Origin of the sequence: Psychrobacter sp. G, from assembly GCF_000418305.1 — a bacterium.
GTDB classification, from domain to species: domain Bacteria; phylum Pseudomonadota; class Gammaproteobacteria; order Pseudomonadales; family Moraxellaceae; genus Psychrobacter; species Psychrobacter cryohalolentis.
Genome location: NC_021661.1, coordinates 3039478 through 3051910 on the forward strand (window position 1 = coordinate 3039478; position 12433 = coordinate 3051910).

Genomic DNA, 12433 nt, shown 5'->3' on the forward strand with positions numbered 1-12433 from the left:
ATTAGAACCCAAAGCTATCATTTACTACGATAACTGAGCGCTTCTGATACATGGGCGCTCGTGATATCCGCGCTGTCCGCCAAATCAGCAATCGTTCGTGCAACGCGTAGTACCCGATGGTAGCCACGAGCAGATAAATTAAGGCGCTGCTGAGCAAGCTGTAATAGCTGCTGCTCGCCCGCACCTAGCTGAATATATTTATCAATCTCACTAGGACTCAGCTCATTGTTGACCTTGTTCTGTCGTATTAATTGGCGATTATGTGCTGCCGATACTCGAGTACGTACTTGCTCAGAGGTTTCTCCCGCTTGAGCATTTTGCAGATCCACAATCGGTAATGCCGGTACGGTGATATGCAAATCAATACGATCAAGTAGCGGACCTGATAGCTTATCTTGATAGCGCTTAATCTGCTCAGCTCTGCAACGACAACGCCCTGAGCCATCACCATCATAGCCACACGGGCACGGGTTCATCGCTGCCACCAGTTGAAAATTTGCTGGAAAGGTCATCTGTGAGTTGGCACGGCTAATAGTGATTTGTTTTGCCTCTAGTGGTTGGCGCAGTACCTCTAACACCGTACGATCAAACTCGGGTAATTCATCAAGGAATAATACGCCCTTATTGGCAAGGGTAATCTCACCCGGTTTGGGACGTGAACCGCCACCGACCAATGCCACTGCTGATATGGTGTGATGAACTTGTCTAAAAGGTCGTGTGCCATAATCATAATCACTATCGGCAACCGAATACGTACTGGCAACCTCTAGCGCATCTTCTGTACTCAAATCTGGCAAAATAGTTGGCAGGCGTGACGCCATCAAGGTTTTGCCTGAACCCGGTGGTCCTGTAAGTAACAATGAATGACCACCTGCTGCTGCAATCTCTAAGGCACGCCGTGCATGATGCTGTCCTTTTACGTCTGCCAAATCTACTTGATAGCCTATATGCTTCTGGATTTGATTCGGTTCTACTTCGGTTAAGCGTTCATCCAAAAAACTGCTATCGGTAAGTGATTGCAAATGATTACATACAGCCTTTAAATTTGGCGCTGCCAATACGGTTATTCCTTCCACACGGCTAGCCTCTGCCCCATTGATGGTTGGGACAATGAGTTGCCGTGTTGACGACATCATCTTCTCATCACCTTTTAACAGTTGCGTCGCCAATACTTCAGCTTTCATTGCTCGTGCAACCGCCAAACTACCGCTTATTTGCCGCAGCTCACCATTGAGCGCCAACTCCCCAATAAACTCAAACCCTGACAATACCGTTGGATCCAACTGATCACTGGCTGCCAAAATACCGATAGCAATCGGTAAATCAAGGCGAGCACCATCCTTTGGTAAATCGGCGGGTGCTAAATTAATCGTCAAACGTCTATTAGGAAACTGAAATCCAGAATTGAGTATCGCTGAGCGCACTCTATCCTTGCTCTCACGTACCGCCGCTTCAGGCAAACCAACAATGGTCAATGCTGGCAGTCCTTGCGACAAATGCACTTCAATGATGACCTCAGGTGCGTGCAGCCCGACTACCGAGCGGGTATAGACTTGAGCAAACGACATAAGCCTTTCCTATAGAGAGATTTATCGATCATAGAGGATTATTAATAAGTGCGCAAATGTTGCGTATTTATTTGTTTGGTTTATTCACTAGCGTAGACGTTTGAAATTGTTATATGATTGAGAAATGCTTTTTATTTATCTTATTCATCAAATTTCTATAGGTTTTAAGTACATTTTGATGTTTTAACTGACATCACGATTAACCATTGAAAAGCCTGACGGTTAATAAACCTAAACAATAAAAAAGCATGAGCAATAAAAGGAATTTATTGATCGTTTAAAGCATGTTGAATGATTTTCTGCTACAGCTTTAAATAACACCAATTAACCATGGATGGGTAAGCTTATGAGCATCAAAGTGCTTAATCGGCGTGTGTACACACTTACGCTATTAACGGCGGCAGTTTCGTTGGGATTGTCTGGTTGTTCGGATAGTGACAATCTTAGTAGCAATGGAAATACTAATGACACCTATGCAGTGGATATCCAGCGCACTGAGTTTGGTATCCCGCATATCACCGCTAAAGACTATAAGGGCTTGGGCTATGGTGTAGGTTATGCCTTTGCCGAAGATAATTTTTGTTCGCTAGCGCGTGAAGTTGTCGTTGCTAGAGGTGAAAGCCTGCTTTATTTAGGTGCTCAAGGTAACGAAGGAAGCGACGTTTTTTACACCTGGTATAACACTCCCGCTAGGCGTGCTGAATTTTTAGCAGCGCAAGACCCTGAAACTATCGATGCGGTCACAGGCTATGCTGCAGGCTTTAGCCGTTATCTACGTGATACAGGTGTGGCTAACATTGATCCTGCTTGTGCCAATGCCGAATGGGTACGTGAAATCACGCTAGATGATTTGTTGACGGTTTATGGCAAAGCCAACTTACGTGGCGGACTCTCTAACTTCGTCAGACAAATCGTAGACACAGCTCCCCCAGTGTCAGGTATCGTCATGGGTAGCTCTAGAATGAGTAGCCCTGAACCTACAGCAGAGTCGGATGAAAAATTCGATATGACGACTATCAATGTATTAGACGGCGGTAGTAACGCCTATGCTTTTGGTAGTGAAGTAACAGGTACTGATAGTGGCGTGATGTATGGCAATCCGCATGAACCATGGGAAGGCGTACAGCGTTTTTATGAGTTTCATACCACAATACCAGGTGAGCTTGACGTGATGGGTTCAGCTCAGCAAGGGCAACCTTTTATCAATATCGGCTTTAATAAAGACGTGGCTTGGAGCCATACGGTATCGACTGCTAAGCGCTTTACGCTTTATCAGCTTAGTCTAGTCAAGGGTAATCCTTTTAAATACAACTATGTCAACAGCGCAGGCATGGTTGAACAACGTGACATTGAAACGGTTCCAGTCACTATTAAGATGCCAAACAATCAAACAATGACTCGAAACATATATGTTTCACAATATGGACCAATATTAAACGCTAAACTACTTAATCCTAATTTACCAGCATGGGGTGATGCTAATAACGTCGTTTATACTATCCGTGACGCAGCTTCTGAAAATCCAAGAGCACTTAATCAGTGGCGTAGTATGAATATGGCCACTAGCGTTGAGGATCTCGTCGATAGAATGCAAAACATTCTAGGCCTAGGGTTTGTCAATACCATTGCTACTGATCGTAACGGTAAAGCGCTTTATGCTGATATTTCAACCGTACCTAATGTCACTAGAGAAAAGCTAGCAGCCTGTAGTGCTAACGCTGGAGCTGCTCTTCCTCTGCTGATTGCCTCAGACTTACCTGCACTTAATGGTAGTACTGCTGCCTGTGAATGGGGTAATGATGCTGACTCTCCGCAAGCAGGGATTTTTGGTGGTTCAAACTTACCATTCATAATACGTGATGATTATGCCCTTAATTCTAACGACAGTTATTGGCTCAGTAATGCAAAACAACCATTAACTGGATTCTCACCACTACTACAACGTAATTTAGTGTCTTTCGCTGGAGTATCAACTCCTGAAGCCACTCCATTGTCATTGCGGACTCGCATGGCGTTTACGCAAATCTTGGATCGATTAGATAATAAAGATGGTTTAGGTGGTACTACTTTTAACATAAAAAATATGGAAGAAGTTGTCTATGGTAATCGTAGTTATGCGGCTGAACTGGTACTCAATGATGTAATAGCTAATTGTAAAGAATTTCCTATATTACCTCTGACTGGCGGTAGTACTATCGATGCCACTCAAGCATGTAATGTCTTAACTACTTGGGATCGTCGTAATAATCTTGATAGCAAAGGCGCTCATATCTTTAGAAAATTTTGGACCAACCTTCGTGTTAGTGGACTTACTAATGCAGGATTCAGAACTCCTTTTAACGAAGCCGATCCAGTGAATACACCACGTGATCTAATCATTAATGAGAACACGCGTAGAGCATTAGGTGACTCAATTGCTTACTTTAACAGTAAAAATATCGCGCTTGATGCCCCATTAGGCAGCTTGCAATTCGTTATTGCTGCAGGCAAAAACGGTGAGAAAATTCCTATGCATGGTGGCTTTGGTCCTGAAGGCGTCTTCAACGTCGCAAGCTCAAGTCAAAACAGTGATGGCACTTATGGTCCAGTGACCAATGGTCCAACTTATATGCAATCAGTAACGTTTGATAGTAAAGGCCCTGTCGTTGAAGCGCTGTTAGCCTTCTCGCAAGCTGGTGATACGACTCGTCCTTTCCATCGTGATCAGACCCGTCGTTATTCTGCTAAAGACTGGATTCGTCTGCCTTTTAGCGCTGGTGAAATATCTAAGCAAGCCATTGGCAATAAGATTCAATTAAGAGAATAAAATTAGCGTAATATTTGATAGTAATAGAAAAGACTTTAGGACAATCCTAGAGTCTTTTTTTCATCACCTAACTATACAACTTTATAGCTATGTGATTAGCGTCGCTGTATAACTAACCTCGCTGTCCATGCCACTATAAGCTATGATTTGTTATACTAGTCATTACTTATTTCAATCGTTTTTTATTAGCTTTCGTAAGAAATACAGCTATTAGCAAAGCCATAAATGTCTTATTCAAAATAGCGATCGATACAGTCAAACGAGGAATCTCGCATGTCAGAACAACTTGATATCAATAGCACACCTGAACACGCCATCAATGCGAGCGATCAGCCCACTACAGTGCGTCCTGTTATGCAACCGGACAATCCATATGCCAGTACTCGTGGCAGCATCACCAGCAAACAGCTGCCAGCATTCGATCAAAATATCATTAATAAGTATAATCGTTCGGGACCACGCTATACCTCTTACCCAACTGCTTTAGAGTTTTCATCGATACCAGAAGGGCTTGAGACAAAAATTCTGCAAGCGCGCGAAGCTCATGCACCGCTATCACTTTATTTCCATATCCCGTTTTGTCGCCATCTTTGCTATTACTGTGCTTGCAATAAAATTATCACTAAAAAGAATAGCGATGCAGGCGATTATTTAGAGTATCTAATTGCTGAAATTAAATACAAACGTAGCTTATTAATGCCACCAGAAGACGGTAAAAAACCACTGGTTAAACAGCTGCATTTCGGTGGTGGTACGCCAACGTTTTTACAAGACAATGAGTTGATACAACTGTGGGAGTTTTTGCAGACCCAGTTTGAGTTTTTACCAGAAGATCAAGGTGATTACTCTATCGAAATTGACCCGCGCGAGCTCAGTAGCGAGACCTTAAAAGTATTGCGTACTCTTGGTTTTAACCGCGTCAGCTTAGGCGTACAGGATTTAGACGAGACCGTACAAATTGCGGTCAATCGTGTGCATTCAGCAGAGCTTATTGAAAATGTATTAAATGAGGCGCGCGAATTAGGCTTTCATTCTATCAATGTCGATTTGATTTATGGCTTACCACATCAAACGCCTGAAACCTTTGATAAAACCATACGCCGTATTATCGAGATGTCGCCAGATCGCTTGTCGGTATTTAATTATGCTCATTTGCCTGAACGCTTTAAGGCGCAGCGTCAAGTCAAAGAGGACGATTTACCTACTCCATCTGATAAGTTCACGATGCTCGGTAATACCATCAATACTTTAACTGAAGCCGGTTATCAATATATTGGCATTGACCATTTTGCCAAACCTGATGATGAGCTTGCCGTCGCCCAGCGTGAGGGCAAGTTGCATCGTAATTTTCAGGGCTATACCATCATGGGCGATTGTGATTTACTGGGCTTTGGCGTGTCTTCAATCAGTCAAATTTCCAATGCCAATAGCAGTTATATCCTACAAAACCATACTGATTTGCAAGTATATAAAGACAGTATCGATGCAGCACGTAATAACCCTACCATCATGCCAGCGGTTAACGTGATTAAAACCTCTATCAAAGATCGCTTACGTGAATACGTGATTATGAATTTACTATGTCACGATTATATGGATTTTAGAGACATCAATCAGAAATTTGGCATCGATGCTATTACCTACTTTATTAATGAGATTCAACAGCTTGGTGAAATGCAAGAAGACCGCTTGATTGATATGGATGCTGCTGGCATTCGCGTATTACCAAGAGGTCGCTTATTGGGTCGTAATGTAGCCATGGTATTCGATGAATATCTGGATAAAAAACATAAAGACCGCTTCTCAAAAGTTATTTAACCAAAAACAGACCTCGATTGAGGTCTGTTTTTGATTAGCGATAAATATTATAACTTATAAATAATTATCCATATTCATTCACTCGGCATCACAAGATATAATCGATTGGCATCCTCTATGGTTTTTTCTTTATCTAGGTATTTTTGCTCGACGGTGCTTGTTGCATGAACTATCTCTGTATCTGTCAGCGCAAAATCATCATCATTGAGTAAACCTAATGAGCCGTCTTGCCTTAACCATAAGCCTTCAAGCTTATCATGCGGATAATCTAGAGTAGCAAGCACATCGACGACCAAAGTTTTTTTAACAGGCTTGATAGTTAGCTTTTCGAGTAGTTGCCAGCTTGCTTCGTTTTCTGCTATCAATTGCTCGAGCGTTTGACCGTCAATAGTCAAACCTAACATCTCATCTTGTTTGATACTTTCAGCAGTTATCACTTCTTCAATATCTGTTGCCTGAGAGATATCAACTTTATAAATAAGTTTTTTTGCCGATTTATCTTGTAAAGGAAACTTGCGGTCATGTTCAATGAGATAAAATTCATGTTCATTGATAGCGACTATCCCTGACGCTACATGCTCTGCAATATCAAGACGATATAAATATTGTGCTATCTGACCTGAGATTAGGTTAATAGCAACGATACGAACCAAACTAGAGCCACGACCCGATTTATCAGGATTGTCCATAGAGGACTCCATGATACCTACAAGCGTAGTCTGGTCTGGTGTAATGGTTAATGCTTCCATACCACGATTGGCGCGGCGCTTGGTAAACTCCGTCGGTAATAATACCTGCTTACCATCAATAATCACATTATTGCGTTCGTCATGCGCAAAAGGATTGATACGGGCAATTTCCACCCCATTCGCGTCATAGTGGACGAGATGTGGACCATATTCATCGCTGATCCAAAAACTGCCATCTTTGAGCGCGGCAAGTCCTTCGGGATCTAAGCCATTGATATCACTTTTAATAGGGTTGGTCACTTCATCAAACGGTAAATCTGGATTCACCGTCATCGGCTGACCATTGATATCGTAAGGTACTTCATTGGTACCGCCAAAGGCTTTTGGATTCGGTAGTCCAGAGATAGGATTGCCATTGCTATCTTTAAGCACAATGTCTTTTATCTTGATGATTTTGCCATCAGCTTGTAACTCAAACAATCCAATAGACGGCGTATAATTGGGCACTAAAAACTGCTTACCTTTACCAGCAATACCATCAAAGTCGGCATTGGGACCTCGATCGGTAAGTACATAGAATTGATTGGCATTGCTTGGATGTGCCGCCGCATCTGAACCATAACCGCCACCGCGTATTTCTAAATTTTTCTCAGGATAGGCAGCATTAGTATGCGTTGCGTCAAGCACGCTATAAGGTAATGGACTGCCTTGCGGAAAATCCACAATTGAGATTATTTCTATATTTACCTTCTGCTCAGTCATTATCGTTTTCCTTATCTCAATATTCTTAGTATTCAAAAACGGTATTTCATAAAAAATGATAGATAAATTAAAGGCAAAAAAATAACCAGTGCTTAGCATACTCACTGGCTATTTTTATACGTTGTGCTTATAGCATGTGGTCAAAGCACAGCTGCTTAAACCTTAAGCTTATCACCGACCATGCCTTTTACAGTACTTAGAATGTCAGCAGGTAACACCACCATTTTTGAGTTGTCAGACTCAGCCAGCTGACGAATCGCTTTAATATACTGCTCGCCAAGTAAGTAGACAATCGGCATCTCTTCAGTACCCATTGCCGCAGTGATTAGACGGATAGACTCCTCTGAGCCTTTCGCCAGTACCACCTGCGCCTCAGCGTCACGGCGTGAGGCCTCTAAACGCCCATCTGCTTCTAAGATAGCCGCTTGCTTTTGACCATCAGCACGGGTTACTGTCGCTCGGCGTAGACGCTCTGCCGCTGCCTGCTCTTCCATTGAAGCCTGCATGGTTTGCGATGGATTAATATCTTGAATCTCTACTGTCTTTAACGTGATACCCCAATCTGCAATATCTTCTGAGATGGCATGCTTTAGCTTCATTTTTATTTCATCACGGCTAGATAAGGCACTATCAAGATCCATCTCACCGATGATTGAACGTAAAGACGTTTGTACCAGATTACGGATACCATACTCATAATCTTCGATGCCATAGACCGCTTTATCAGGGCGAATAATATTAATGTAAGCCACAGCATTAGCGATAATCACTACGTTATCGCGGGTAATCACTTCTTGTGACGGAATATCAAGGACGATATCTTTGGTCGTTACTTTGTAAGAAACATCATCGACATAAGGGATAATAAGGTTTAGACCTGGCTCTAACGTTTGGCTATATTTCCCTAAGCGCTGTACCACCCATTTATACCCTTGTGGTACGATTCGCACACCTTTAAACACGGTAAAGACTACCAGTGCAACCAAAACCACCATAACAATGTTAAAGCTTTCCATAATTTATCCTTATTATTATACGTGCATATTTTGGTTCACAGCTGCCTTCGATATCATGCTACTCACAATCAGCTCGTTACCAACGATATCTGTTACCACTACTCGATCACCGACTGCCACTTGCTCACCTCGGGTACGGCACATCCACTCAGTAGCACCCACAATAGGCACATTAAAACGCACCATACCAGCTCTATCTGGCTGCGGCTGCACAATAATCATGCCTGTTTCACCGACAATCACACTGCCGCCAAGTCCTGCTTTTGTACGATCAACCGCTAAAGGTTTGATAAACTTAAACCATGCCAGCAAAAAGATAGCGGAGAGGAGTAACCAGATAATGATTTGTACGGATACCGAAACAGGCAGAAGCCATGCAAGCGCAGCCACTATGATAGCAGCAGCACCAAACCAAAGACTGGCAAAGGTTGGCACAAACATCTCGACAATCAGCAGCGAAAAGCCTAATACCAGCCAATGCCAAGGTTCAATCATCCAAAGAGTCTCCATCATTGCTTTATTCCCTATCTTTGTTATCCTAGCTTTCAATGTAGCACATTTCCTCATCCAAGGACGTTTTAAAAGCGCTATAAAAACAATGTCTTAATCCTGTTAACCTTTCTTAGTATTAAAGCGCATCCATATTTGCCTTAAACTAAGACTAGTTATATTATGCTTAAAAAAAGCAAAAAAAACGACCGCCGAAGCGATCGTTTTTTATTTTGGGCGTTCTTATTAATACTTTAATATAAAGAGATTAAGTATCAAGAAATTAGAACTTTAGCTGTGCACCGACAGTCATAAGATCTGCGTCACTACCTAGCTTGTCATATTCAGCTTCAACACTGAAGTTAGGGTTCACTGAGTAGCCAAGACCTACACCACCAGCTAAGCTAGTATCTTTGTTTGAACCGTTATAAAAACCTGCTGGAGAAGTACCAGTCGCTTCTATTTCAGTTCTTGCAACACCTAGCTTACCTTTAGCATATAAACCGGTATTTGGAAAAGCATAACGGTAGGTACCATAAGCGCCATAAGTTTTTGCGTCGATGTCACCGCCTCTGTAATCTGCGTCATCTGAGCCTACAAATTCAGCTTCCATACCAAAGTTAGGATCGAAATTATAGCCTGCATATACGCCATATGCGGTTGGATCATCAGCGCCATCAACGTCTAAATCAAACTGACCGACTTTAGCACCAACGTATGGTTGACCAGTGTAGCCGTTGCCATAAGAAACGGCAGCTTGTGCACCCATGCTTAGTAATGAACCGGCTGCTAATGCAATTAGAGTTTTCTGTAGAGTTTTCATGTGTATCTCCTTAAAATCACTGTGGACAAACAAGTTATTTATTTATGTGTACTTTTTAGTCATATCGCCTTGTTTGCTAACGATGTATACATAGTAACAAACCATGTCAGAAACTCTGTCAGTGTTTAATGGTAAGAAAGTTAAGTTTTGCAAGTGTTTATCAGTGTTCAAGTTACAAAGGCCGATATATGAAATCTTTTGTTACAACCACTTAGTTTGTGCAATAATCCCTACTTATTCTTGAGACGATTTATTCAGAAACTGATTTTAATAAGTAAAAACGATCAAATAAAAGCGATTAAATAAAAAAAGGGACCTCAATGACTGCTCTTATTATCAATCGTCTGCAAGAATCGCTTAACGCGCTAAAAGCAGCGAATCAATACCGTCAGATACCTAACTTACAACACCACGAGCAATATGTGATTAGCGAAGGCAAGCGATTACTCAATATCGCTAGCAACGATTATCTTGGCTTGGGCAGTAATAAGCAACTCCAGAGCGATTTCCTTAATCAACTCAATCAATTTCCAGTCGATAGTATGCCTAGGATGAGTGCCACCTCCTCTAGGCTCTTGACAGGTAACGATGAACATCTGCAAGCATTGGAGTCTGAACTACAAGACTGGTATCAAAACGCTGTAGACAAGAAAAACCTATCCTCATCAAAATCGGTACTGGTATTCAACAGCGGCTACCATGCCAATATAGGTATTTTGCCTGCACTGACGACATTGCCAATCAAAACGCTCATTTTGGCAGATAAACTGGTGCATGCTAGTATTATCGATGGCATACGCCTCAGCCAAAGTAAGCTGGTTAGCTATCGTCGTTACCGTCACAACGACTATGAGCATTTAGCCAAATTTATTGAGCAAGCAGATTCAAGTGTTGAGCGCATTATTATTGTCACGGAGAGTATTTTTAGTATGGATGGTGACCGCGCTGACTTGGCGCGATTGGTACAACTAAAATCAAAAGATGCTCGTATTGAGCTGTATATCGATGAAGCCCATGCTATCGGTATATTAGGTGATTCAGGTTTAGGATTGGCAGAAGAAACCCAAACACTGGCTGATATTAATTATCTGGTGGGAACGTTTGGTAAAGCGTTTGCCTCTATTGGCGCTTATATCATGTGTGATGATGTCGTCAAACACTGGCTAATTAATCAGATGCGCCCCCTCATTTTTAGCACCGCATTACCACCCATTAACCACGCATGGACACGTTTTATTTTAGCAAAAATGCCAAGCTTAACGGAGCAGCGCCTTCATTTGGCACGGTTATCCGCCACGCTTAGTGACGCTATTCCCGAACGATATCGCGTGTCGTTAATTCATCAAGATGCAGGCTATGCCTCCCCTATCGTGCCTTATATACTAGGCGATAATGCACTCACTGTCGAAAAAGCAAAGCAGCTACAAGCAGCAGGATTTTATGCCTTACCTGTCAGACCACCTACCGTTCCTGCCAATACTGCTCGTATTCGCTTAGTGATGAATACAGCGCTTAGCCATGAGGACTGTCAGCGGCTGATAGCGCATTTATAATGCGATTATTTTTTAGTAACTACTTTCTTTTGGCGTTAAGCGAATTATTTGGATGCAACAAACAACATGAAACCTCCTGCTACACCTGACATCCTCAGCACAAGAAAACAAACCATCGCGCGTCATTTTGCCACTGCTAGCGATTATGACCAGCATGCCCATATTCAAGCGCAAATCTGTCAGCATCTCCTTGCCCTTATCGCTTGTACTAAGCAAGATAGCGTATTTGAAATCGGTGCAGGCACAGGTCAAATGACACGTTTGTTGTCAGAGAGCGTTCAAAGTCAGCACTGGTTTATCAATGAGCTGTGTTCTGAAAGGGCAGCGATATTGCAATCGATAGTACCAACAGCCAACATAATAATTGGCGATGCTGAAACCATTGAATTATCCAAAGTCTCTAACTCAATAAACCCTAGTTTGATAGAGCACAGCCTAATAGTCAGTGCAAATGCGGTACAGTGGTTTGATAACCCATTGAGCTTTATAAAACAATCTGCCCAGCGTTTGCGAGCAGGAGGGCAATTAGTCTTTAATACTTTTACGCCAGATAACTTTTTGCAAATTAAGCAACTAACAGGTCAAGGGCTGCATTATCCAGCTATCAGTGAGTGGCAATCAGCATTAGAAGTCGCAGGTTTTGAGAATATCAAACTATTAACTCAGCGCTTTGATGTACCTTTTGCCAATCCCTACGCTGTTCTTAAACATATGAAGCTAACAGGGGTTTCGACTAATCGAACGCAAGATCAGTCAAGTAGTGGTCAGCCATTTACATGGACCAAGTCCCGTCTAAAACAATTTGAGCAAGATTATTGGCAACAGTTTTCTGAATTAAATAAAGATGGTCAACCTCATGTGAATTTGACTTATGATGTACTGATGATAAGCGCTTTTAAAGCGTGACAT

9 protein-coding genes are annotated in these 12433 nt (G+C 42.2%); 4 read left to right on the top strand and 5 right to left on the bottom strand.

What is annotated here, in order from left to right:
* Nucleotides 1-17: 17 nt before the first annotated feature.
* On the bottom strand, nt 18-1568 hold the full coding sequence (locus PSYCG_RS12750; RefSeq protein WP_020444532.1) for a YifB family Mg chelatase-like AAA ATPase: 1551 nt from the start codon (nt 1566-1568) through the stop codon (nt 18-20).
* A 346-nt stretch (nt 1569-1914) separates the two neighbouring features.
* Here PSYCG_RS12750 and PSYCG_RS12755 point away from each other — a divergent pair, with 346 nt between their 5' ends.
* A complete protein-coding gene (locus PSYCG_RS12755; RefSeq protein ID WP_020444533.1) occupies nt 1915-4374 on the top strand; it encodes a penicillin acylase family protein in 2460 nt (819 codons plus the stop codon).
* A 354-nt stretch (nt 4375-4728) separates the two neighbouring features.
* Nucleotides 4729-6192 (top strand): oxygen-independent coproporphyrinogen III oxidase, encoded by a 1464-nt coding sequence (hemN, locus tag PSYCG_RS12760; protein WP_413771536.1) that lies wholly within the window; start codon nt 4729-4731, stop codon nt 6190-6192.
* Nucleotides 6193-6266: 74 nt separating this feature from the next.
* Here hemN and PSYCG_RS12765 read toward each other — a convergent pair whose 3' ends face one another.
* The 4 genes from PSYCG_RS12765 to PSYCG_RS12780 form a co-directional block, all read right to left on the bottom strand.
* Nucleotides 6267-7643: an esterase-like activity of phytase family protein gene (locus tag PSYCG_RS12765; protein WP_020444535.1), complete on the bottom strand. Its 1377-nt coding sequence runs from the start codon at nt 7641-7643 to the stop codon at nt 6267-6269.
* 155 nt (nt 7644-7798) lie between these two features.
* Entirely contained in the window at nt 7799-8659 is an 861-nt protein-coding gene (locus tag PSYCG_RS12770; protein WP_020444536.1) for an SPFH domain-containing protein, read from the bottom strand.
* A gap of 15 nt (nt 8660-8674) precedes the next feature.
* Entirely contained in the window at nt 8675-9172 is a 498-nt protein-coding gene (locus tag PSYCG_RS12775; protein ID WP_051130951.1) for an NfeD family protein, read from the bottom strand.
* A 259-nt stretch (nt 9173-9431) separates the two neighbouring features.
* Nucleotides 9432-9971 (bottom strand): porin family protein, encoded by a 540-nt coding sequence (locus PSYCG_RS12780; RefSeq protein ID WP_011514751.1) that lies wholly within the window; start codon nt 9969-9971, stop codon nt 9432-9434.
* Between the two features lie 320 nt (nt 9972-10291).
* On the opposite strand from PSYCG_RS12780, the gene PSYCG_RS12785 reads away from it, so the two are divergent.
* On the top strand, nt 10292-11524 hold the full coding sequence (locus PSYCG_RS12785; RefSeq protein ID WP_020444538.1) for an 8-amino-7-oxononanoate synthase: 1233 nt from the start codon (nt 10292-10294) through the stop codon (nt 11522-11524).
* Nucleotides 11525-11590: 66 nt separating this feature from the next.
* Nucleotides 11591-12430 (top strand): methyltransferase domain-containing protein, encoded by an 840-nt coding sequence (locus tag PSYCG_RS12790; protein WP_020444539.1) that lies wholly within the window; start codon nt 11591-11593, stop codon nt 12428-12430.
* Nucleotides 12431-12433 lie beyond the last annotated feature (3 nt).